We start from the raw sequence: 24,515 nt of genomic DNA, 5'->3' as shown, positions 1-24,515 counted from the left end.
CTGTCCCGAAGATCAACCATTAGAGCAACTGAACTCAAACATGTGTTATAAATACCAGATATAGATTCATATTGAAATGGGTATCCTTGAACCGGTGATAGCAGTCAAGCAAGCTTGGACTGAAGTCTCCGGTTTTTTGTGTTGAAATAATGGGTAAATCCCGAACATTACGGTTGTACTATATCTAATTGTTCGCCATTTGATTTGACTTTGAAAAAGGGTACTGGTACACTAATACTGCTGCGTTAAAGCAGCGCAAACCTTCCCTTGAATGTAACGGAAGGACATTTTTACTGTCCGTTAGCACGCTTCTCAGTCGGTTTATTGCGTAACACGCCTGCCGGGATAGAGGACGGACAGACCAATACAAAGGTGCGCAAGGCACCCACGGAGGAATGTTAACTATGTCAACGGTAGTTGTAGTGGGAACGCAATGGGGAGACGAAGGAAAAGGTAAAATCACGGATTATCTGGCGGAGAGCGCTGATGTGGTGGCTCGTTATCAAGGTGGTAACAATGCGGGTCATACAATTCTGATTGATAACAAAAAATATAAACTGACGATGATTCCATCAGGGATTTTCTACACGGATAAAGCGTGTGTTATTGGTAACGGAATGGTTATCAACCCGAAGGCACTCATCGAAGAAATTAACTATATTCATGACAATGATTTTACAACGAAGAACCTGTCCATCAGTGAGCGCGCACATATCATCCTGCCATATCACATGGTACTGGATGCACTCGAAGAAGAGAGCAAAGGCCCGAACAAAATCGGTACAACTGGCAAAGGAATTGGCCCATCTTACATGGACAAATCAGCTCGTATTGGTATTCGGATGGTTGACCTGCTGGATGCTGAAGATTTCGAACTGAAACTGCGTCATCTGGTCAAAGAAAAAAACCGCGTCATCGAGCAAGTCTACGGCGGCCAGCCTGTTGATGTGGAAGAGATTCTGCAAGATTACCTCGGATATGCCGAAATTCTGCGTCCTTACGTACGTGATACATCGGTTGTTCTGAACGAATATATTGATGAGGACAAAAAAGTATTGTTTGAAGGCGCACAAGGCGTTATGTTGGACCTTGATCAAGGAACTTATCCATTTGTTACATCATCCAATCCGTCCGCAGGTGGCGTATGTATCGGTTCTGGCGTAGGCCCGGCTCGTATTCAGCAAGTCATTGGGGTAGCGAAAGCTTACACAACCCGTGTAGGAGATGGCCCATTCCCTACGGAATTGCATGATGCAATCGGTGACCAAATCCGTGAGACTGGGCATGAGTACGGTACGGTAACTGGACGTCCACGTCGTGTAGGTTGGTTCGATAGTGTTGTTGTTCGCCACGCGCGTCGTGTCAGTGGAATTACAGGTCTGTCCCTGAACTCTCTGGACGTAATGTCAGGTCTGGAAACCGTAAAAATCTGCACAGGATACAAATTCCGCGGCGAGGTCATCACACACTATCCGGCAAGCCTCAAAATGCTGGCAGAATGTGAAGCGGTATACGAAGAGATGCCAGGTTGGAGCGAAGATATCACTGGAGCGAAGAAACTTGAAGACCTGCCAGTGAACACACAGAATTATGTAAAACGTGTTTCCGAACTGACAGGCATTCCAATTGCCATCTTCTCCGTTGGTCGTAACCGTGAGCAAACGAATCAAGTTCTTCCAATCTACGAGTAATCGAAGAAATAGAGAGATTGTTTCTTGAATTATAAAATAGGATCCTCTGCCGACTTAGGCATGTTAAGCCTCCAGTTGTTGCTTTTATAGCGATGACTGGAGGTTTTTTGTATGTTTTTCGGATATAATCCCGAGATTTCCGTCAATACTGGTTAACAGTAGAGTCACAGACCCCAGCATGCGCATGCTAGACGGGTGGGATAATCGGAGGGAGAGAACGGAATGAAGTTGCTTGTGTGGTTTGTTAAAATCGTGCTAACCGTGTTGCTGGTCAGTTCACTGACACTGCTCACGACCGGATTAATTGTACAGTCATATGCGAAGTCGCTACTCGCGAGTTTCAATATTCAGTGGGAGGGTCAACCCATGGGGTTAACCGCTATGTTCCAAGGTGCCTTGGGCGGTAAAACCAGCGAGGGGAATAAATCAGGAAATGGGACGACAGATCAGCCGACAGGAGCGGACGAAGAGCAGGTTCCGGAAGATGCTGTTTCAGTTATGGGGAATGGGACAGAGAACGGTCAATCTGGCATAGATGCGGGCAACAATGCGTCCCAAGGAAGTGGCTCAGGCGAGGGCACAGGGGAAGGTTCAGGTACAGATACGACCGTAGGATCAAACTCAGGCACAAGTGCAGGCAATGGGACGGATACGGGCACGGGTAATGACTCAGGAACAGATCAGGGTAGTGGTTCGGCTTCAGGCAATGGAACCGGAGCGGCCAGCGGCGGTGCTTCTTCAGGCAATGATGCCATTGTTGTATCACCGGATGACATTACAGGAGCGAAGGACAAGCTGCCAGCAGAGGAGAAAGAAAAAATCTTCAGCCTGCTCATGAATAAGCTTCCACAGAAGGAAATGCAGCAGATCTCAGGTGCCATGGAAGGTGGCCTAACGGAACAGGAATTACGTGAGATTGAACAGGTGATCTCGAAGTACCTGACCAGTGAAGAGTACGACAACCTGATGGAAGTACTGCAAACAGAATAAGATTGGAAGATAAAGCAGGCGTGCTCATAGACGGGTATCGCCTGATTCATAATGTAATGGACTTGTCGATGGTGATTGAATATAATTTATTTAAAAAATACTGGAAATTCCTATAGGAGGAACCGTCTATGAAATTTAAAGGTAAAGAACACAACATATAAAAACGTTCAGGCAACATTGCAGAAACCTCCAGTCCAATTCGTGGACCTCCGTTCATAGGGGCTTTCAAGAGAACCGATGGACTTGTGTTTATGAATACACGAATTGGAGGTTGTATTGACCATGAACTTATATCATTCTAATTCAGAACCATCAGTAAAAAAGTTTGCAGAGGCGGCGAAAGAGCGATACGAGCAAGGGCTGCAAGAGGCGGACCAGCCGTTTAGTGGCTGGGATTTTAGCTATGTAACAGGGAGTGGGCGACTCCAGAGCGGAATGTTGCCTTGGTCATATGGATCAATGGCGCGCCGATTATTGAATCAAACAGAACGAATGCTCGACATGGGGACTGGTGGAGGAGAGATGCTGTCCAGACTCCGTCCCCTTCCTCCATACACATGTGCGACCGAGGGCTATCTCCCCAATATACCGATTGCAGAGGAACGTTTACAGCCGCTCGGTGTGAAGGTGCTTCCAGTGACTGATGATTCGCAACTTCCTTTCACAGATGGGGAATTCGATCTGATTCTTAATCGGCATGAGTCGTATGATGAGCGGGAAGTTAGGCGGATTCTATCGGTAGGGGGAATGTTTCTAACTCAACAGGTAGGTTGGTCAGATTGCAGGGAGATCAATGATCGGCTCGGCATTCCTATGCCAGCGGATTACGCTGGATGGGAGCTGGATCGTGCTGTTCTTCAGCTGGAACAGTGTGGATTCCGTATTCTGGAGCAACGGGAAGCAACTCCCGCGCAGCGTTTCTATGATATAGGGGCACTGGTATATTATCTAAAGACCATACCGTGGCAAGTACCTGATTTCAAAGTGGAACATTTCCGTGAGCCGTTAATGGATATTCATATGGAGATGGAGCACAATGGATTCTGGGAAGTACAGCAGAAGCGATTTGTAATTCTTGCAGTCAAAGAATAGAGACATAAAAGTTAATTTCTATTGTGGCATGAGATGAAATCCAGTTTAAGATAAACCACAATCAGGTTGTTTACGTAATCCCTTACCAGAGTTGATCTGGTGAGGGATTTTATATGTATTTTTATGAAAAATAAAGCATATTTCACTGGGTCTTAGAACCTAGTCTTAATTTGCGAACAAAAGTACATAGTACAGCGGATGTTGAGGCATAATGGGTGATGGAACAGCCATACTATCTTATGGATAATTCAGGGAAACCAAGCGGGGCGTGGCTTTGCCGTGTGACGTGTAGAGTTGAAATGAGTGTAAAACCTGTGTTAAAGTATACGGGTGTGATAAAAGGTTAAAATTTTGACACTTTTGAGAGCGCAGCTAAAGTCCGATTTTGCGGACAACCAATACAAGTATCAACGAGCATGGGACAGACACGATGGGTGATGTCTTGACAGAAATGCGAACTGAGAAGTGCTGAAAAGGAGAGAATCATGAAAGGTTTCAGAGGCATACGCCAACCGGGCAAAGACCGGGTACACGAACAATCCGGGGAACACCGGACGGCCGAAGACAAAAACAACATGAGCATGTCCACCTTCAGTGTGAATAAGAAGCGCGTTCTGGCCTCGCGCAAATGGATCATTACAGCAGCATGTGGTGTATTCATCGCAGCATCGCTCGGGTTCGCAGGCAAACAATATGTTACTGCAAACACCGTACCGTACTATAAAGTAATGGTTAAAGGTAGCGAGATTGGTACCATTGCAGATGAGGCACAATTACAACAACTATTTACAGACAAAACTGAGGAATATCAACATAAATATCCGGATGCAGAGATGGTGCTGAACACGGTTGGCATCACAACCGAAACGGTAAGAGCGTACAAACCTGAAGTGAACAGTGACGAGACGCTAGACAAACTGGGTGACATGCTGACAGCCTACGCCAAAGGTGTGGAGCTCAAGGTAGATGGTGAAGTCATCGGCATTGTGAAGGATCAGGCAACAGCGGATGCAATCCTGGAACAAGTGCAGAGCAAATACATATCGGCATCGGCTGTGCGAAGTTCGCTTAAGACGAAGTCGGTATCGGCTAACTCCTCGAAGAAAGACGAGGGACCAAGCACAACCCTGAAGTCGGTAGGCATCAAGGAAGATGTAGCGACAGATGTGGTGAAGGCTGATCCAAATAAAATATGGGATGTGTCCGAGGCGGTTAAAGCTTTAACCGTTGGTAAAGACGCGCCTGTAACTTATGTGGTTCGTGAAGGAGATACGATCTCTTCGATCGCTGCCAAGTATGAAATTACACAAAGCGAGATTCGTAAGCATAATCCGGGCATCAAGGAAACGTCGCTTCAAATTGGAGACGAACTGACCCTGACCGTGCCTAAACCAGCAGTAACCGTTAAGTCGGTTGAGCAGGTTGTTGAACAGATTGAGATCAAACCGCAAGTGGAAGTGCGCAAAAGTGACGAGTTGAAAGCAGGTACTACAAAAGTCGTGCGCCCAGGACAAAGCGGCTTGAAAAGCATGCAGTACCGTATAACCAAAGAAAATGGTGAAGTGGTTCAGGAAGAGTGGCTTGGTCAGGAAGTGATTAAAGCAGCTGTAACTGAAGTAGTCCTTAGCGGAACAAAAGTTGTTGGTGAGGGCACAGGTGAATTTGCTTGGCCGGTATCAAATGCAACGATGAGTAGCAGCTTTGGACAACGTTGGGGTCGCCAGCACAAAGGTGTCGATCTGGTAGGTAACCGCGATGTGAAAGCGTCTGATGAGGGTGTAATTACTTTTGCAGGTCAGAAGAGCGGTTATGGTAATGTCATCATTATTAACCACCGTAACGGATACGAAACACTGTATGGACATTTGAACAGCATTGGCGTTAAGGTTGGACAAGTGGTTGAAAAAGGCGAGAGTATCGGCGTTATGGGCAACACGGGTCGTTCGACTGGAACACATCTGCATTTTGAGATTATTAAGAATGGAACGGTAGAAAATCCGTTAACGTATCTGAACTAATATAGAGCTTAAGTAGAGCAAGGTTGGCTATAATGCTGGCCTTGTTTTTTGCTGCTGTAAAAAATTTTCAGATGAAAGACCTTCCAAGCCCCTGATCGGGATGTGACGGTGCTTCAGGTATGTTAAACTAGAAAGTATAAACAACAAACTAGAGAAACAATTCAAGCAGGCTTGGTACAAGCTAAACATAGAAGAGAGATATAAACGCTAACGCGGATTAAGCTGGATATAGGGGTGAACTTAGCCGATGCAGGGGAAGATTTTGGTGGTGGACGATGAACAGCCCATCGCGGACATTCTGAAGTTTAATTTGGAAAAAGAGGGGTACGAGGTCATCTGTGCATTCGATGGCATTCGTGCGGTTGAGTTGGCGTTATCCGAGAAACCGGATCTGATGCTGCTGGATCTGATGCTCCCGGGCAAGGACGGTATGGATGTCTGTCGTGAGGTGCGCGCTCATCTGGAGATGCCAATCATTATGCTTACCGCCAAGGATGGCGAGATCGACAAGGTGCTTGGTCTGGAGCTGGGTGCGGATGATTACGTGACGAAGCCATTCAGTACGCGTGAGCTGCTTGCACGGGTGAAGGCACAGATGCGCAGACGGCAAAAGCTTGCGATTACGGCAGAAGCGCATGAAGACGAAGAGAAGCAGGTCATGCGGCTATTTGATCTGGCTTTTGATATGGACATGTATACGGCTTATAAAGGCGGAGAACCGCTTGATCTAACCCACCGTGAATACGAACTTCTCTATTATATGGCGAAGCATTCCGGCAAGGTTATGACACGGGAACATCTGCTGCAAGCGGTATGGGGATATGAATATTTCGGTGATGTACGTACCGTGGATGTCACGATCCGTCGTTTGCGTGAGAAGATTGAGGAGAATCCGAGCAAACCGGAAACGATTCTGACTCGCCGCGGGCTCGGTTATCTCGTGCGCAGTGCCAAAAGCGTGGGGATATAATGGGCCGATTCGCGCGATTTTCGTTCTTCCGAACGATTCAGGCGAAATTGATAATTATCTATGTACTGCTGATTCTGATTGCGATGCAATTGATCGGGGTTTATTTTGTGAGCGCGATGAAGAACTCACTAACGAGCAACTTTACGGAAGACTTGCAGGCGCGTGCGGAGATGCTGTCGGTTCTCGTGGGGGAGACGATGGCTGGTGGAGAAGCAGAGGCTGGCGAGGACAAAACGGAAAATCTGCGTGTGCTGGTGAACAACCTGTTCAACATTAACGGTGCCGAGATTCAGGTGCTGGATGCCAGCGGCAAGGTACTCACGACCTCGCTAAGTTCACATTCGGACTATGTGGGTCGCAAAAACACCCAGACCGTCGTCAGCCGTGCGCTGCAAGGCATTCGGGATAATGAGGAATATATCGTGGACGAGGATAATGTTCGCAAAAAGGTCGTCGCCAAGCCGGTGCTGTCCGGCGGCAAGATCATTGGTGCGGTCTACATCGCGGCATCCATGAACGAGCTGTATTCCACGATGGAGGGAATCAACAAAATCTTTATCTCCGGCATTTTGATTGCCTTGGTGCTAACGGCGGTACTTGGCGTGATCTTGTCTCATACGATAACGCAGCCGATTAAGGAAGTGACTCGGAGAGCGACAGCGGTCGCAGAAGGTAACTTCGATCAGCAGACACCTGTATTTGGCACGGATGAGATTGGTCAGCTCAGTCGGGCTTTTAACTATATGACCAGTAGGCTTCGGGACGCACTTTCACTGAATGAAGAGGAGAAGGAGAAGTTGACTTCCATTCTGACGAATATGAGTGATGGTGTGGTGGCTACGGATGAGTACGGTAAAGTCATTCTCGTAAACCGTCGTGCCAGCAGCATTCTGGGTATGCATCCTGCGGATATTGAAGGAAGACACTTCGCTATATTACTCGGTATTGATCCGGAGGATGCGGAAGCTCTGGCGAGTGGTTTCACAGGTTCAACGTTGTTGCAGATTGCACCCGCAGGACAAGAAGAACCTGTGGTCATTCGGATGACGTTTACACCAGTTCATCGACGTGAACGGGGGATCACGGGAACGATTGCCGTACTTCAGGATGTTACGGAGCAGGAAGAGCTTGAGGCATCCCGGCGTGAATTCGTAGCCAATGTATCCCATGAACTGCGTACACCACTGACCACGATCAAGAGTTACGCGGAAGCACTGGATGACGGTGCACTGGAAGATCCGCAGCTTGCCGGTCGTTTCGTTGGTGTTATTCAGAACGAGACGGAGCGAATGATACGACTGGTTACGGATCTGCTGCATCTATCTCGGCTGGATTCCAAAGAGGCTTTGCTACGTAAACAGCCAACCGATATCCTGGAAATGCTGGAGGAAGTGACGGATCGATTCTCGTTTCAGATGCATCAGAAGGATATTCAGCCTGTGCTGTCTGTAGAGAATGATATTCCGGCTGTTCCGTTGGATCGTGACCAGATTGATCAGGTGCTGGATAATGTCGTATCCAATGCGCTGAAATATACATTGGAAGGCGGCACCATTACGATTGCGGCTAGACGCAGTGATGAACACGCACTTGCCATCTCGGTATCGGATACCGGAATGGGTATCCCACAGCGCGATCTGGATCGCATTTTTGAGCGGTTTTATCGGGTGGACAAGGCTCGTTCCCGCAGTATGGGAGGCACAGGGCTAGGACTGTCCATTGCCCGGGAAATTGTGAAGGCACATGATGGAAGCATCTCTTTGGAGTCTGAAGTAGATGTGGGAACGACAGTAACGTTCACACTGCCGATGCGTGAGAAAGGGGGTGAGCACCGTGAAGGAACGGATTAAATCCTTGGTGCTTGCTGCCCTTGTTGTAGCCAGTCTGGTTCAGAGTTATTTTCTGATCTACCGTTTGCCCGGAGGCGGGGATTCCATTGTGACGTCAGAAACGAACTATGTGAAGACGGAAAATATGGGTCAGGAACGAAATATTGAAGAATTGATCTTCCCTGATCAGATGATTATTCATCTGGGTGAGGATAAACATACGGTGTTTTACCCTGGCAATACATTCTATCAGTTAATCTATTCGCGGTTACAGGGGCGGGCGTTCGATGATTTTCAGCGCCGCAGTGTGCAATCGGTGAACTGGGATCAGATTCGCAAGGAGAACCCTGGGTTTGAGCTATCGTTCAAAGAAGGTATTCCCGTAGCATTGTTACAGCGGGTGATGAGGCTTGGGACGGATTCCTTGTTCCAAGGGGAGACCATTAACCGAATCTCGATCTATACGTCCAAAAATGAAACGAAGGCCCATGCGCTGTTCTTCAGCGCCAAGGGAGACGTGGTATACGAAGCAACGCAGGCGGACCTTACAGTACAAGACGTGCAGCAGCATGTTGACTTCGGTACGAACTGGACGCCATATACGCTGATGGATGGCGGGTATTATATCCCGGCCGAAGCTCTGGAGACGATTGAGGCAGATGTGCCGACAGGGCAGTTCACGGTTGAGCAGATGCAGCGTAGTCTGTTCTTCGATCCAAGCATGACCCGGAATATTCGGGAAAAAGACGGATCTGAGATCTACACGGACAGTAAACGTAGTTTGCAGGTAAAACAGGAGCAACGCTGGATCAGCTACACCGATCCGGCGGCACCGCCTGCGGGACAGATTGATCCTGCGAAGGATGCGTTGTCTGCAGTTGATTTTGTGAATCAGCATGGTGGCTGGAAAGGCCGTTCGCGCATGATGCTGGAGACCGCCGACATCAAGACGCAGCTTGAATTCCAACAGTATTATGGTAGCTATCCGATTATGGATTCCATGCAGTTCCGCTTTGGCACGATCAGTATGGAGATGCAGCAGGAGACGGTATCCAGCTATGAGCGATCACTGGAATACCTGAACGAAGGTGCAGAGACGAAGAAATCGGTAAAGTTGCCTGGCGGAGACAAGCTGAAGGCTCTTATTAAAAAGGTAGCAGGTGAGAATCGCCAGGTCGTGGACGTGTACCCGGCGTATCGTCCTTCTTCGATTGAGGACGGACTTAAGCTGATTCCGGTATGGGTGATCCGCTTTGGAAACGGGGAGGAAACCACCGTTTCTTGATAGGTTATAGTCTTTGAACCAAAGAGTAGCTGTACTTTATCACTACGCGTGCAGAATAACCTTCCGATCGCTGTTACCCCCAGATTTCTTGAATTCCCTTTTAACACGGGAGAAATCTGGTGGTAAAGGCGAACGCTCCGCTTCTTCAGGTTATTTCTGCCCTCTCCGTTATCGTATAGCTTTAAGTTCAAAGGCTATAAACGGCCAGTTCCGGTGGAAGGTGTAGGCAACTTGAGAAAGTATTGCAAGCAGCTAAGTTAGGGGGGGATGTTTTGGATTGGGGACGGGCGAAAAATGTGTTGATCTATGCCTTTCTGCTGCTCAATCTGGTGCTGGGATACCAGATCTGGATGGATGCGCGGGAGACGGCCGGAGCCAATCTGGACTTCACCTCACTGGCAGATAATACACAGCAGGCGATGGAAGAGAAGGGCATTCAGGTGCTGGCTCCGATTCCAAATGAAACGCCAAAGCTGCCAAAGTTGTCCTATGAGTTCATTGAAGAGGACAAGGCTGGCGTGGATATGGAACTGGAACAGCCTGTAGATAGCAAGTTAATCTTCTCTCAAAGTGAGCTGGAAGATGCATTAGAGCGTGAGATTCCACAGATCGGGACATACCGGCTGGATCAGTTGATGGCCGAGGATGGGGCTTTTGTGCTTCACCCACTGGTGGATGGCAAATGGCCGCTCTTCAATGTGAGTCTGGAGCTATTCTACAGCGACCAGAAAATAACGGGTTACCGTCAGACTCCAGTGCGGATTACGACCGCAGAGGAGAGCGATCAGCAGGTGCTTCCGGCGTCGAAGGCGCTGGGAACGCTGATCGAGAACTTTTTGCCAAATGATGCAATTGTCAAAGATATTCAGCTGGGCTATTACGGCCAGTTGTTCAATTCAGATATACAGGTAGCGATGCCGGCATGGCGGTTCGTGCTGGAAAGTGGCGAAGTGTTGTACGTGCAGGGCATCAGTGGGGATGTTTTCAGTCCCAAGACAGACAAACCAGGGGAGTAATGCGTTATGGGGATATATTTTACCGTGTTATCCAGCGGTTCGACAGGTAATGCCACAGTCATACAACATGGGGGTACCTCTCTCATGATTGACGCGGGTCTTAGTGCGAAGCGATTGGATGCACTGTTTCAGGAAAGGGAGATTTCTGGGGCAGAATTGGACGGGATTCTGGTTACACATGAACATTCCGATCACATTAAAGGACTAGGCGCGATGTCTCGGAAATATAATTTACCAATCTACGCGAATCTGAATACGTGGGCGGCACTGGAGAAGTCGGTTGGGGCGATTCCAGAGGAAAACCGGAGGGTATTTGAGACGGGTGAAAAGCATGATTTTGGTTCACTGCGCGTGGAATCCTTCGGGATCTCGCATGATGCGGCTGAGCCGGTAGGTTATACGTTCGATGATGGTACGGAGAAGCTGTCTGTTGCAACGGATCTCGGGTACATGAGCGACAAGGTTCGCGATGCCATCTCTGATTCTGACGTGCTGGTGCTGGAGGCGAATCATGATGTCGAATTGCTGCGTATGGGGCGTTATCCATGGAACACCAAGCGCCGGATTTTGAGCGACATTGGGCATTTGTCGAACGAAGCGGCAGGTGCAGCGCTTAGTGAACTGATGAACGGACGCATCAAGCGCACGTATTTGGCACATCTTAGCCGAGATCATAATATGATGGACTTGGCAAAAATGTCGGTGCGCGACGCGATGGAGAGCCGTGGATGCTTTTATCGGGACCATGAGTTCAAACTCTGTGATACGTATTACGACCGTCCTACGCCATGGGATAGGGTGGGTGAGCCATAAAGCTGTCCAGTTCGGCGGCTTTGCGCTCGACTTCCTCGCGGGTTAGGATGCCTTTATCAATAAGTAGTTCAATGATGGTGCTGAGTGCAAGGGTATTTCGATAGTGTTCTTCCTTGAGATCGGCCAGCTTGGCCGCCATATGAACTTCATCCATGGCTGTGAGTGTACGTGTGCGATCCATATATATCCTCCTCTATGAAGCTTCGAATTGTCTTTTACTATTATTGTAGTCAGGCTTGATGGAAAACATTCCTCTTTTTGCCGCTAACATTTGTGTGATGAGACGTGTATGCTGAACCTGTGACTATGCAAGGGTGAAAAAGTTCTTCAAATTTGCCAAAATGGCGCTTAGCGGACCGGATTTTGTGGTGATAGATACTATGGACCTTTATTGTTAAGCGCGTTATAGCGGAAATTTGCTTTAATTTTCGTAAATATGCAACTTTTTGTGATTTGACGTGTTTAGTATATGAGGAGCATTGTGATTTTTGCTGTTTTGCGTGTGAAATGGCATGTCATAGAATGCGAGAGCATGATTGATAGAGTCACTGACAGAATGGCGTGTCCGTTCTGTTGTACATAGACGCTGTATCTTGATTTGATGCCGGGATGCGGCGATATGCAAGACCATTTTTTAAAATTGCAAAAAAGCATGGGAAACCGTTGGAGTCTTCACGTAACGAAGACGACAGAAGAAACCTGAAGAAACAGAGTGTTCGCCTTTAGGAACAAATTTTTACCTTGGAAGAGGGGATCAAAAAAATTTGTGAGTAACAGCGATCGGAAGGTTCGTCTGTTGGCGGAGTGGTGTATGTGAGAACTCCATCGTTGAACCATGCGACAACTTAGGCGGCAGTCAGGGTCTTGATGCGTGACAACGAAGGGGAGAGGATCACGATGGGATTGTTTGGAGACGATTTTTATTCAACCAAAGTATCAAGACGCGCCGAACCTGAACAGAAAGGCAAACTTCAGATCATCCGCCCTGGAGGCAGAGCACGTGGACGTGACCGCTGGAGCAATCCGCGCAGATCGCGTACGGGAATCAGTTCCACAGTGAAGGTAGCTGTGATTAGCTCGGTGATCAGCTCCATCGTGACCGTCATGCTGTTTAGCTTCATCACACAGCCTGCTTCGTTACCGCTGGCTAATGCTACAGGTAATGGTGGTGGAGGCGGTGCACAGACAGCGCAGGCAGCTGATCCATACGACCGGATTATCCAGGCAGCAGCCCATGTTCGTCCTTCCGTGGTGAGCATTGTGAACCATAAAACGGGTAGCAGTCTATCGATGGAAGATTCGGCGCTGGGCTCAGGGGTCATTTTCAAGAAGGAAGATGGCAAGGCCTACATTATGACCAACCACCACGTCGTGGAGGGTGCGAGTGATCTGGAGATTGTGACCGTAGATGGGGAGACACATAAAGCGAAGCTGGTCGGTAAAGACCGTGTAAGTGACATTGCTGTATTATCCGCAGAAGATAAAGGGCTGGGAGCAGTCGCGGAGATTGGCGATTCCAGCAAACTTCAGCGCGGTCAAACGGTGCTGGCGATCGGGAATCCGCTCGGTCTGGGCGGTACGCTGACATCCGGTATTGTCAGTTACACGGATCGTATTCTACCTGTATCGATTAATCAGGACGGAGTGTACGACTGGGAGCAAAACGTGATCCAGACGGATGCGGCGATTAATGAAGGTAATAGCGGCGGTGCTTTGGTCGATTTGAACGGCAAAGTGGTCGGCATCAACACGATGAAAATCTCGGATACGGGCGTTGAAGGTCTTGGCTTCGCGATTCCGATGAACGAAGTGATGAAAACGGTAGATTCCCTGCTACTGAACGGCAAAGTATCTCGTCCATACCTGGGCGTGTACACGGTCGATCTGAGCAACCCTTATGCACCACTGGATGACGAGCAGCGTAAGGATCTGAAGCTGCCATCTCATGTGGACAGCGGTGTGGTTGTGCTGGAAGCATCCGGTCCGGCATCCGAAGCAGGTATGAAGCTGAATGATGTCATTACGGAATTTGACGGGCAAAAAATTACCTCCACGCTGGATCTGCGGAAGTATCTGTACGATGAGAAGAAGATTGGAGATACCATTGAAGTGACCTTCTACCGGGATGGCAAAGCGGAGAAAGTATCAGTTAAGCTGACGGATAAACCGGAGTAAGGGAAGATCAACGAGCGAGCCCATACTGTTGCGTGGATTGAAATAGGGAATGCTAGAAGAGTGATCAGATCAACTGACCACTCTTTTTTAGTTGTTATGGGTGGATGTGCTCGTTCGACAGTAAATGAGTAGATCAACCATTTTTATATTCTCATGATCAGTTAGACCCGGAGCCAAAGGAGCAGATACATAAGACTAGGGCTGTGGTAAACTGTTGTCAATATGTTGGAGACGGTCGCTGATGCAATAACATCTGTTTGTCGATCTGATTTTATTTCAGAATGGAAGGGGTATTTTTGATGAAACATTTGAAGAAAAAGATGCTTGGGGGAACGAGCTTGGCGCTGTCGCTGTTTGTGCTGTCGGCCTGTGGATCTGAGGTAGCTACGACAGGAGCATCTGTAGATACAAGTGCTCTGCAAGAGAAGATTGCAGGGCTTGAGAAGAAACTGGTGGAGCAGGGAGCCAAGAGCGTTGAGCAGGAGCAAAAGATCGCAGCACTTGAGACCAAGTTGAATGAGTTGAGTACAAGTGTGATTGCGGTAGGTGAGGCTGGTGGTCAAACGCCTGTAACATCGGGAAACAACGGATCGGCTGGGAAAGGCGATGGGGTGCTGATTACCTTTGCCCAGTATGAGAAGCTTGAGGTTGGCATGTCGGTGGGAGATGTCATCGAGATCCTCGGCGGCGAAGGTGAAGCGCTGAGTGAAGCGGAGAATATGGTGGTTTACAACTATAAAGGCACAGCCGGCAATGGTGCCAATGCTGTTATTGCTTTTCAAGGTGGCAAGCTGTTGACGAAAGCGCAGTCGGGATTGAAGTAAAATTAGTATTGGACATGAAGAGTATGAATCTTTGGAATAAAGCGTATTACAGGGTTAGGGGAAGTTAAATGGGGGCCAATCAGAAAATTCTGGTTGGTTTTTCGTATTATCAGGTTAGCCAGTAATTACTGGTTGGCCTTTTTTTGTGGTCGTTTTACGATGGGGGAAGCCGGGAGAACGTGGCGGTTTTAGGGGCTAGGACCTCGTAACAAAAACAGTTCTCCCACGACCTCCAAAAGACCATGTTTGGGCTGGTAGGGGCAGTTGACCCCGTATAACAAGCGAAGCTATGGGTTTGGAACCATCGTGGAAAGGACCGGCGAAACGAAAGATAAGGAGTGAGGACATGGAACCTGTTGTTGGTGTAGATGTCGCTAAAGGTTCAAGTGTGATACAGGCGTTTCAAAAACGAAATGAGCCCGTTGGTAAAGCTATCGTCATTGAGCATGTTGCGAGTGGATTCGAACAATTCACGGAGATGTTAGGGGCCCTTCAAGCCGAAACGGGTGTTGCTCCAGTGGTTGTTTTGGAGGCGACTGGGCATTACCATCGTGCCTTGGTGTCCTGTCTGAATCGGAGTGGCTACACCTACTACATTGTGAATCCCTTGCAATCCAAGCGAGCGAAGGGAACGCAGTTACGCAAAGTTAAAACAGATGCTGCAGATGCTTGGCATCTGGCAGAGATGTACTATCGCGGCGACGTGAAGCCGCATCGAAATTGGGATGAGACGTTTACAGAGCTACAGCATTTGACTCGGCAGCATGAGTTTGTCACGGGAATCTTTGTGCAGGCGAAGCTGAACAGCAGAGCCTTGCTGGAGCAAGTTTTTCCGGCGTATGAGCAGATATTTTACAATGTGTTTTCAACAACATCATTGACGGTGCTGTCTCATTGTTTGGAGGGAAGTGTGACGAATTGGAATGAAGTCATTCAGGGTAATTCGGGACGATCCCATTCCAAGCGATGGACCAATGAAAAATCGAAAAAACTGGAGGAAGTACTGGATGAATGGAGAGAAATTCGGCGTAGCCCCGCTCAAAGCAAGGCACTGCTCGGAATGGTCTCTTTATTGTTGACGATGATTCGGCAACTGGAGGAACTCGAAAAACAAATGGAGGAACTCGCAGAAAATCTGCCTGAAGTCGGACTAGTGAGAAGTATCCCGGGAATTGGAACGAAACTGGCCGCAGCCATTGTAGCTGAACTAGGTGATGTGAAACAGTTTAGTGATGCGAAGCAACTTGTAGCGTTTGCGGGCCTTGACCCAGGGATTTTCAGTTCAGGAAAGTTCACAGCGACAAGTACACGAATTACGAAACGAGGCTCTAAAAGGCTTAGACGTTCGCTATATTTAGCGGTGCAATGTGGAATGCGAAAGAATGCGAATGCAAGAATCCGTTCGTACTACGAGAAAAAAAGAAACGAGGGCAAGCCCTACAAGGTGGCTGTGATCGCCTGCGCAAACAAGCTGTTACATCACATTTTCGCCATCTTGCAGAAGGGCCAGCCCTACCAAGTGTAATCCATATTTAACCAAAACCTCCATAGCCGTGGAGGTTATTCGTGTTGGTCGGAAAAAGTATACCACGAAAAGAGAACTCATCCAACCAGAAATGCTTGACAAACATTAGCTGGTTTTTGTTGTTTTGATAAAGTCTGTGAGTAGCGGAAAAGTTATTAGAAGTAGATTTTTTGAATAAATATCTTGACAGTCGCAGTTAGTTGTAACTATAATAATCACATTATATAAGTTGTAACTGTAGTAGTTACATATAGTGATTTAAAGGGGGATTTAGTCTAAGCAATTGTACAACCAGACTATAGGATGGTTTAAAAAATCAACGGAATTGGCTGCTGGATACATTGTTATGAATAAACGGCGGCGACATAAAGAGAGGGAGATCAATTAAATGTTTACGAAAAAATCATCAATGGGCATTATGCTCGTTCTATGTTTCATGTTAATTCTGAGTGCTTGTGCGGGTACAGCAAGTAAAACCGAAAATGCGGAAGACTCTTCATCCAATGCTGCTAGTGCTGAAAATACAAAGAGCGAGGAAACAAACACACCAGCGGTGGAGCTGAAAGTGACTACCTATAATCCTGGGGAAAACAGCATTTTTGGCGTTTCATCAAACCTGATTGAAGGTCCAACTGAAATCGTGCTCGTTGATGCGCAGTTCCAAAAGAATGATGCCGAGCAATTGGTCAAAATGATTAAAGAAAAGGGTAAAAAACTGACCGCCGTATATATCAGCCACAAGGACCCGGACTATTACTTCGGTCTAGCGGTAATTCGTGAGGCGTTCCCTGATGCAAAAATCGTTGCAACTCCAGCAACGGTGGAAGGAATCAAGGAAACAATTCAAGTGAAGAATGACTATTGGAATCCGATTCTGAAAGAAAATGCACCAACTGCACAGATTGTTCCGGACGTCCTTGACGGTGCTCAAATGACTGTAGATGGAGAAGCCGTAGAGATTATTGGTCTAGATGGTTCCGATCCGTCCCATACGTTCCTGTGGATTCCTTCCATTAAGACTGTTCTTGGTGGTGTTCCTGTCTACGAAAATTCGCACGTTTGGATTGCAGATAACCAAACGCCAGAGAGCCGTGACTACTGGCGCCAATTGCTAGACCAAATTATTGCATTGAATCCAGAGCGAGTGATTCCAGGTCATTACCTGGGTACCAGTGCCGGGGATATATCGAGTGTTACATTCACCCGTGATTATATTGCTAAATTTGAAGCAGAGGCAGAGACAGCCAAAGATTCTAAAGAACTGATTGCAGCCATGGAAAAAGCATATCCGGACTTTACGAATACAGGCGATCTGGAGACGAGCGCTCAGGTAATTAAAGGCGAAATTTCTTGGCCTTAAGTAGAACGATGGACTTCTAGAAACGGTATAAGTAAAAGGCAAACATCCTTATCCTGTTAAGTGGGAGGGATGTTTTTGCTGTCATTAGGCGTGTAGGGGTTTCTTTTCGGCGGCAGGTGTGATAGAACTGAGAAGTGGCTATCCTGTAATGGGGTACGCGGTTGTGAATCGGGAACATAGCTGGTTACAGAAAGGATGCTTAACGGATGTACGTTGTATGCAAAGAACACGTGGACATTGCCATCGACATGTTTGTCGATGAGTATGAGGACGCTCCAGATATCGTTGATCTGAAGGAGACGGAATTTGCCGACTGGGACCCGCCTGCTAAATGCGCCGAGTGCGAACAGCACGCGGAATTCCTCGTCGTTTAGCGTACTGTAGGACTTAGATGGCTGGAGGCGTGACTTAAGGTGGCGCTTCGGGCTGACTTTCCATCCGGTATGAACATCACAGCAAGAAGCCAAGGAGAGCGTGATGAGCGCTCTTTTTGGCTTTGTGTGGGGAATTGGTGGTGGTTGTTAGGCAGCGTGGAGCTGTAGGGGTTAACGTGGGAGTAGGCCGAGAGTAAGAGAAGATTAAGGTAGGTAGGTGCCGAGTTGGGAGTGAGCTAGGTTGTAGTAAAGGTGCAAGTTGTAGGTAATAGAAATGGAAGCCGCTGAGGCATGGGGGAAAGTGCCGTTGGGTAACAGCGATGTGGGTAGTGACGTGGGTGTGGCGGAGCGGAGTAACTCTAAAGAACCTGACGGATCTTATTCGTGGCAAATACCGCCTGGTTGAAATCTAACGAATCGTAGACACTTTATGTTACTGAAAAGGCCTCGAAAGTGGTGGGGAACGCTTGTTTTGACTGAGATAGTGTGTTTCAGATTCGTTAGATTTTAAAGTAGCCGAAATGGGGCTGAATAAGGTGTGTGAGGTTCGTTAGAATTGGAGAAATATGTAGTAAAGGTATACTACAGATGGAACGAACGATGCGATGAAGCATCTTACTTATAGGAAATCTCGCAAGACAATTTAGGAGGAATGGATTTTCATGTTTATTCAGATTATTGGCGTAGGCAAATTGAAGGAAAAATATCTCACGCTGGGCATTCAGGAATATGCCAAGCGGCTCGCCCCGTACATCAAGTTTCAGATGATCGAGGTCGCAGACGAAAAGGCGCCCGATACCCTGAGCGAAGCTGAGGTTCGGGCGGTAAAAGAGCGCGAGGGCGAACGCATCCTTGCGCATGTGAAGAGCGAGGCGCATGTTGTCGCGCTCGCATTGGATGGCCAGCTCTGGAGTTCCGAGGAGCTGGCATTGGAGATCGACAAGCTCGGCACGTATGGGACGAGCCATGTCGTGTTTGTCATCGGAGGAAGCCATGGGCTCTCCGATGAGGTGTTGCGCCGCGCGAAGCAGCGCTTGAGCTTCGGGCGCATGACCCTGCCGCATCAGCTTATGCGGCTGGTATTGGTGGAGCAGATTTATCGCGCGGTGAAGATAAATCGGAATGAACCGTACCACAAGTAGGGCGAAATTTGCTTGATGTCAACATCTTTGATCCGATATTACCCCGTCTCCTCCATGGAAGAGCGAAGTGTGGAGAGATACCTCGGCCAAGCACTCTCCAACTGCTCCTGTTCCTCTGGTGTGGGCACGACCAGCTCACTGTTCTCCAGGGACACCCGGTCGGTCTGTCACCTTCTCCAGAAAGTGTCCTTGCTGACGCCTCTCCAGCTTACGGATCAAGCCCTTGGCGTGTTGCTTGTCCATCACGAATTTGTCAGGGTCCGCCTTGTGTTTGGCATAGCGGCGAATCTGCTTGTAATAGGCCATCGTATAGTGCTCCAGCATGGCGAGTTGGCGCTCCTGGTCGTAGCCAAGATGACGGCGGCCTAGCGCAATGGTTGCCGACATCCGCAGTACATCATACAGATAGGAGCCGATGCAGCCTTCATCAAAATCATTCACATCATACACAATCTGGCCCGATTCATCACAGAATGCTCCGAAATTTTCAAAGTGCAAATCGCCCTGAATCCATGTCGGCTGTTCTACCGATGTGTGATAGAGAAATAATGACGTGTAGCATCATAATAGAACAGATAGGCACTTCCCCGGAAGAAGGAGAACGACGTTTGCATTATTTTCCGGTAATTCTCAGCAAGCTCCTTCTGATCCAGCTTCATAAACCTCTCATCGAACTCTTCCAGCACCGAGATGAGCGTATCCGGCGCAGCTTGGTACGTGTGCTAATGTCATTGTCGACAATGACTGGCTTTACCATCAAGATGCTCCCCTGTATATAAGAACCTGAATTATGCCTCTTATCATAGTGCACATCAGGGCCACAATCCAAGAGAGGAGAATACAGGCTCCTGCGGATTGTGGCTGGAATTTTATGCTTGATTTTGTAGACGTGATCAGCCAAGCAGGTTACACTCTTTCATATTATGAATTACTTTATCTGCTAAGGAGAACACCCTGATGATTCGTGTGATGCTGATTGATGATGAAGAAGATGCACTCGATTTGCTTGAAATATTGCTGGGACAGCTCGGGAATGTGCAGGTGATCGGGCGATATATGAACCCTGTCGAGGCTATTGAGGTAATACGGACACTTCAGAGCAACGGAAGAGAAAGCCCTATTGATGCCGTGTTTCTGGATAACCGAATGCCAGGCATGAACGGGATGGAGGTAGCACGAGCGATTAGACAAATGATCCCACAGATGCCGATCATCTTCACGACAGCTCATGCAGAGTATGCCGTGGAGGCATTTGAGATTCAGTCGATTGACTATCTGCTGAAGCCCTTTACACCAGACCGATTGCAGAATGCTGTTACTCGTGTTCAGCATTCCATGTCCCATTCTTCGCTTAGCCCCTCGTCCACCAACCCATCCCAAGCTGGACATGTTGAGAATTCGTCTGCTGCCATTCAATGTCTGGGTGGATTCCAGATCAGGCTGCCGGGTAACGGAGGCAGAGTGTTGTCCTGGAAGACGAAGAAGGAAAAGGAGCTGTGCGCTTTATTGATTCACGTTGCAGGGGAATCCTTAAGCACGGCGGCTATTCTGGAAGCCATCTGGCCAGGCTATGACCTGAATAAGGCAAAGACGTATCTGTATACATGCCTGTCTTATTTACGCAAGACCCTGACAGATCATCATATTCCGATCCGTATAAACAAGGTTCATCAGGGCTTTGTGGCTGAATGGGATGGAATGATACTCGATGTCGCCGAGTTCAAGCAATTGGTAAGCCAAATCAAATCGCTGAGCACCCAGTCAGACCACCTGACTAGGAGTGTAACTACTATAGAGATGGATGCCGAGCTTTATGACCAAATGAATCAAATGTACAAGGGTGATTATATGGACGCTTGTGACTTTAGATGGGCGGAGTCCAGGCAGCTGGAGGTTAGAGGGGCCTATATTCGTGCGCTTAGAGTATGGTATGCGTATTTCCACAAGCAGGACAACGCCAGCTTGGCTGTAGATAGTATGCAGCGCATATTGAAGCTAATTCCGGATTCTGAACAGGACGGACGTGAGCTGATCAGACTGCATCTGAACATGGGCAATCGATCTGAGGCCCATCGCGTAGGCTCCCAGTTGGAGCAAGCGGTGTGTCTTCAGTTGGGAGCTGAGCTGGAGGCGGAGACCGTGCTGCTGATTCAGCAGACGAGGGAAAAGGCTGAGTGGAACAACCGATGAAAAAACAAGCTACCGCTGCATGTATTACCATATTTCTGCTGATTGCTGCCTACGGGATTTTCCTGACCTATGTGTCTATGCCCAAAGAACAGATCCCCGTCGCAACGAGCGGAGTGCTGGATCTGACCTCCTGGGGGTTCGCGGAGAACGGAGTGCTACCGCTGGATGGTGAATGGGAGCTGTACCCTGACAAGCTGTTCACTCAGCAAGACTTGATCCCTACTACTGCGGGGGAAGAATTAACAGCAGCAATGATTCAGGTACCGGGATCATGGTCGCAGCTGATACCTACGAAGGGTATGGTGACCTATAGACTACGGATTGAAATGGATCACGTGGCTGCCAGTACGGTATATGGACTCAAAACATCATCTATTCAGGTATCGAATCGAATAATGGTAAATGGCCAGGTGGTTGGCTCCAGCGGGAATCCAGGCAAACAACCGGATTATGTAGCCTTGAATAAGCCACATACAAGCTATTTCACACTTCAGCCTGGCTCGAATGAGCTTCTGATTCAGGTGGCCAACTATGATTTTCGCGCAAGCAGCGGAATCAATGAATCTGTCTTTCTAGGCACAGCTACGCAAATATCAGATCTGTATAATCAGGCCATCATTCATGATTGGATTACCATAACAGCCTTTTTGATGATGGGCTTATATTTTCTCGGCTCATTCTCTCAGCGCAAAAAGGACTTTTCCATTGCTGTAGTTGGTATCGTCTGTATGTGTTTCGCCATATTCACTAGCGTGAATGGTGAGCGGGTGTTGTTCGATGTGGTCGGACTGCTGCCCTTCTGGTTGTATTACCGTATTCAGATGGTGTCAGCGGCAGTTGTGGGGATTGGATTTTTCTTCTATGTCTATTCCGCCTTCCGGCCTTATTGCTCCAAATGGTTCGTTCGCGGCGCCTTGATCTTCGGGGTGATATTGCTTGTGTTGCATGTTCTGTTTGGTGCCAGAATTTCGTTGTCTCCATTTCGAGAAATGTCAACATTCTATACCACCTTTTCATTGTTGTATGCTACCTATGTATTCGTATTGGCCGCACTCCATAGAGTCGCAGGCAGCCTCTATCTAGCTGTAGCAGCCATGGCCTCGAATGTACAAGCGCTGAAGCAGAATATGAACATTTACTATGGAGTACGGATTTTTGAAATGGCGCCGATCGAGCCCTTTCTGATGCTGCTGATGCTGGCCTTGCTGATGTCAGTCCACTTCTCGAACGCCTTCCGTAAAATTGAGGAGCTCTCAGAGGAGCTACTGCAGGCGGACAAGGTAAAGGATGATTTCCTGGCCCGTACCTCACATGAATTCAAGACACCGCTGCATGTGGTCATGAATATTTCACGCTCGATGCTGAGTGATACCGTACATCCGCCAACGGCAGAGCAGCGGGAGAAGCTGCAACTGATGACAGACATGACCAAGAGACTGTCGCAACTGGTGTATGACATTCTGGATCTGTCCAAGCTGCGACAGGGCAAGCTTCAGATTACTGCGGCGCCAATTGATATTCGTGCTGTAGTTGAGATGCAAGTGCGCTTCTACTCTTATCTGGCTGTCGAACGGCAGCTTCAGCTCGTGAACCACGTCCCAGCACATTTGCCTTTTGCACTGGCTGATGAGGGCCGTCTGAGTCAAGTCATCGGTAATTTACTGGATAATGCCATCAAGCATACCGAGCATGGAAGAATTGTGGTAACGGGAAGGCTACAAGGTGATCAGCTAGAAATTTCAGTGCAGGATTCAGGAAGGGGCATTGAGCCGGAGGATCTGGCGTTAATCTTCGATCCGTTCAAATCGCTTCATGGAACGCAGCGAGGCGGCTTCGGATTAGGACTGTCCATCGCAAGACAATTGGTACAACTGCAGAGTGGTACGCTTACGGTCTTCTCTACGCCTGAAGTTGGCTCGACATTCACGATTACGCTTCCTGTCGCCGATCAAGGCAACCCAGCAATTACACTCCCTCCAGTCGCCGAGGTCGATCCCAAGCAAATGCAGTATTCATTTGCTACGCCTTATTATTCGAATCACGCGGGCAAGCACACGGTACTCATCGCTGACGATCAGTACGAGAATCTGAAGGTCCTCATTGACGCACTTCAGGGGCTTGACTATCGGGTAATCGCAGTGAAAAACGGGTATGAGGTGCTCCAACAGCTTCAGCGAGCAGACAAGGTTGATCTGGTCATTATGGATCTGATGATGCCAGGAATGTCAGGCTATGAGGTGTGTCAGGAACTGCGAACACGGTACTCGCTGCTGGAGCTGCCGATTCTGATGGTAACGGCTACCATCCAGCCACAGCACAAGGTAGCCGCCTTCCAGGCAGGGGCGAACGATTATTTGCCCAAACCGTTCGATATGGAGGAGCTGAAAGCTCGTATCGGAAGCCTGCTGGCGATGAAGGAGTCCCTTGGACGTGCGATCCAAATGGAGATAGCTTTCCTCCAATCCCAGATCAAGCCGCATTTTCTGTTCAACGTGTTGAATAGTATTGTCGCATCAAGTTATACGAATATTGAACGGGCACGGGGAATGATTGTCGATCTGGCTGATTACTTGCGCGGCAGCTTTCGATTCAGCAATACGGACGAAAGAATCGCTTTTGAGGAGGAGTTCAAGCTCATACGTACGTATGTCGATATTGAGCAAGCACGTTTTCGCGATCGGATTCGCTTCGAATCAGATATTGCGGCAGGTGCGCTGGACTTGCGTATTCCCCCACTGCTGTTGCAACCGTTAGTAGAGAATGCCATTCGTCATGGCATTGGTGATCGCCTTAAAGGAGGCCTGGTTACTTTAACAGTGAGTGAGTCGGATGGATATTGGCAATTTGTTGTGGCTGACGATGGTGTTGGTATACCACTGGAGCGACTGCAGACACTGCTCGATCGTACTGTGACGGATGAATCGCAAGGGGTGGGCTTACTGAATATCAATAAGCGGCTAACCTATGAATATGGCATATCACTGCGACTGGAGAGCACTCTGGGGCACGGAACGAAGGTAACTGTGCGCATCCCTGCCTCGTCGGTGGGGATGTAAACGGCTGATGAGTATTGACGCGGGTGTTGACGCAAGCAACGGCTCACATGACAGGCTCCTATCCATGATGATAGGGCCTGTTTTTTGTTTTTTTCAGAAATATTCTGGCTGGTTATCGTCATTGTTCATTCAATGATTCATCTAACTGTGAATATAAGCGTGTCA

The 24,515-nt window shown here is 48.2% G+C and carries 20 protein-coding genes; 17 read left to right on the top strand and 3 right to left on the bottom strand.

Features of this window, described 5'->3' with window-relative positions:
• The first annotated feature begins 404 nt into the window (after positions 1–404).
• From MHI55_RS31060 to MHI55_RS31020, 9 genes are all read left to right on the top strand, one after another.
• Positions 405–1,691 carry an adenylosuccinate synthase gene (locus MHI55_RS31060; RefSeq protein ID WP_340388236.1) on the top strand — a complete coding sequence of 429 codons (1,287 nt, stop codon included), beginning with the start codon at positions 405–407 and terminating at the stop codon, positions 1,689–1,691.
• Between the two features lie 222 nt (positions 1,692–1,913).
• Positions 1,914–2,681, top strand: a complete 768-nt coding sequence (locus MHI55_RS31055; RefSeq protein ID WP_340388234.1) for a hypothetical protein — start codon at positions 1,914–1,916, stop codon at positions 2,679–2,681.
• Between the two features lie 282 nt (positions 2,682–2,963).
• Entirely contained in the window at positions 2,964–3,773 is an 810-nt protein-coding gene (locus tag MHI55_RS31050) for a class I SAM-dependent methyltransferase (protein ID WP_340388232.1), read from the top strand.
• Positions 3,774–4,258: 485 nt separating this feature from the next.
• Positions 4,259–5,791 carry a peptidoglycan DD-metalloendopeptidase family protein gene (locus MHI55_RS31045; protein ID WP_340388230.1) on the top strand — a complete coding sequence of 511 codons (1,533 nt, stop codon included), beginning with the start codon at positions 4,259–4,261 and terminating at the stop codon, positions 5,789–5,791.
• A gap of 247 nt (positions 5,792–6,038) precedes the next feature.
• Positions 6,039–6,761 (top strand): response regulator YycF, encoded by a 723-nt coding sequence (gene yycF, locus MHI55_RS31040; RefSeq protein ID WP_017691453.1) that lies wholly within the window; start codon positions 6,039–6,041, stop codon positions 6,759–6,761.
• Positions 6,761–8,611 (top strand): cell wall metabolism sensor histidine kinase WalK, encoded by a 1,851-nt coding sequence (gene walK, locus MHI55_RS31035; protein WP_036671863.1) that lies wholly within the window; start codon positions 6,761–6,763, stop codon positions 8,609–8,611. The genes yycF and walK overlap by 1 nt, the downstream gene beginning before the upstream one ends.
• On the top strand, positions 8,595–9,875 hold the full coding sequence (yycH, locus tag MHI55_RS31030; RefSeq protein ID WP_076252171.1) for a two-component system activity regulator YycH: 1,281 nt from the start codon (positions 8,595–8,597) through the stop codon (positions 9,873–9,875). Before walK ends, yycH begins: the two co-directional genes overlap by 17 nt.
• Positions 9,876–10,147: 272 nt before the next feature.
• Positions 10,148–10,891 (top strand): two-component system regulatory protein YycI, encoded by a 744-nt coding sequence (yycI, locus tag MHI55_RS31025; protein WP_036612041.1) that lies wholly within the window; start codon positions 10,148–10,150, stop codon positions 10,889–10,891.
• 6 nt (positions 10,892–10,897) lie between these two features.
• Positions 10,898–11,704 carry an MBL fold metallo-hydrolase gene (locus MHI55_RS31020; RefSeq protein ID WP_036671861.1) on the top strand — a complete coding sequence of 269 codons (807 nt, stop codon included), beginning with the start codon at positions 10,898–10,900 and terminating at the stop codon, positions 11,702–11,704.
• Here the strand turns inward: MHI55_RS31020 and MHI55_RS31015 are convergent.
• Positions 11,673–11,885, bottom strand: coding sequence for a hypothetical protein (locus tag MHI55_RS31015; RefSeq protein ID WP_036611899.1), 213 nt, complete (start codon positions 11,883–11,885; stop codon positions 11,673–11,675). The genes MHI55_RS31020 and MHI55_RS31015 overlap by 32 nt on opposite strands.
• Positions 11,886–12,601: 716 nt before the next feature.
• Here MHI55_RS31015 and MHI55_RS31010 point away from each other — a divergent pair.
• The 6 genes from MHI55_RS31010 to rlmH all read left to right on the top strand — a co-directional run bounded on the left by MHI55_RS31010 (position 12,602) and on the right by rlmH (position 19,104).
• The gene (locus MHI55_RS31010) at positions 12,602–13,879 is read left to right on the top strand and encodes a trypsin-like peptidase domain-containing protein (protein ID WP_036611896.1); all 1,278 of its coding nucleotides are present in this window, start codon (positions 12,602–12,604) and stop codon (positions 13,877–13,879) included.
• 299 nt (positions 13,880–14,178) lie between these two features.
• Positions 14,179–14,703 carry a hypothetical protein gene (locus MHI55_RS31005; protein WP_051449799.1) on the top strand — a complete coding sequence of 175 codons (525 nt, stop codon included), beginning with the start codon at positions 14,179–14,181 and terminating at the stop codon, positions 14,701–14,703.
• Between the two features lie 346 nt (positions 14,704–15,049).
• Positions 15,050–16,228, top strand: coding sequence for an IS110 family transposase (locus MHI55_RS31000; protein ID WP_340386931.1), 1,179 nt, complete (start codon positions 15,050–15,052; stop codon positions 16,226–16,228).
• Between the two features lie 388 nt (positions 16,229–16,616).
• The gene (locus MHI55_RS30995) at positions 16,617–17,588 is read left to right on the top strand and encodes an MBL fold metallo-hydrolase (RefSeq protein WP_340388227.1); all 972 of its coding nucleotides are present in this window, start codon (positions 16,617–16,619) and stop codon (positions 17,586–17,588) included.
• Between the two features lie 206 nt (positions 17,589–17,794).
• The gene (locus MHI55_RS30990) at positions 17,795–17,962 is read left to right on the top strand and encodes a CxxH/CxxC protein (protein WP_017691462.1); all 168 of its coding nucleotides are present in this window, start codon (positions 17,795–17,797) and stop codon (positions 17,960–17,962) included.
• A 662-nt stretch (positions 17,963–18,624) separates the two neighbouring features.
• Complete coding sequence (gene rlmH, locus MHI55_RS30985) at positions 18,625–19,104, top strand: 23S rRNA (pseudouridine(1915)-N(3))-methyltransferase RlmH (RefSeq protein ID WP_076252167.1); 480 nt, start codon at positions 18,625–18,627, stop codon at positions 19,102–19,104.
• 135 nt (positions 19,105–19,239) lie between these two features.
• On the opposite strand, the gene MHI55_RS30980 is transcribed toward rlmH, so the two are convergent.
• Positions 19,240–19,602, bottom strand: coding sequence for a DUF2252 family protein (locus tag MHI55_RS30980; protein WP_339190469.1), 363 nt, complete (start codon positions 19,600–19,602; stop codon positions 19,240–19,242).
• 26 nt (positions 19,603–19,628) lie between these two features.
• The gene (locus MHI55_RS30975) at positions 19,629–19,763 is read right to left on the bottom strand and encodes a DUF2252 domain-containing protein (protein ID WP_257467764.1); all 135 of its coding nucleotides are present in this window, start codon (positions 19,761–19,763) and stop codon (positions 19,629–19,631) included.
• 298 nt (positions 19,764–20,061) lie between these two features.
• On the opposite strand from MHI55_RS30975, the gene MHI55_RS30970 reads away from it, so the two are divergent.
• Together MHI55_RS30970 and MHI55_RS30965 are read left to right on the top strand one after the other, a co-directional pair.
• Positions 20,062–21,294, top strand: coding sequence for a response regulator (locus tag MHI55_RS30970; RefSeq protein ID WP_340388225.1), 1,233 nt, complete (start codon positions 20,062–20,064; stop codon positions 21,292–21,294).
• Positions 21,291–24,350 carry an ATP-binding protein gene (locus tag MHI55_RS30965; RefSeq protein ID WP_339190474.1) on the top strand — a complete coding sequence of 1,020 codons (3,060 nt, stop codon included), beginning with the start codon at positions 21,291–21,293 and terminating at the stop codon, positions 24,348–24,350. The genes MHI55_RS30970 and MHI55_RS30965 overlap by 4 nt, the downstream gene beginning before the upstream one ends.
• Positions 24,351–24,515 lie beyond the last annotated feature (165 nt).

Origin of the sequence: Paenibacillus sp. FSL E2-0151 (assembly GCF_037993015.1) — a bacterium.
Classification (GTDB): domain Bacteria; phylum Bacillota; class Bacilli; order Paenibacillales; family Paenibacillaceae; genus Paenibacillus; species Paenibacillus amylolyticus.
The sequence above is the reverse complement of the archived record's forward strand: the minus strand, read 5'-3'. Positions and strand labels throughout refer to the sequence as shown.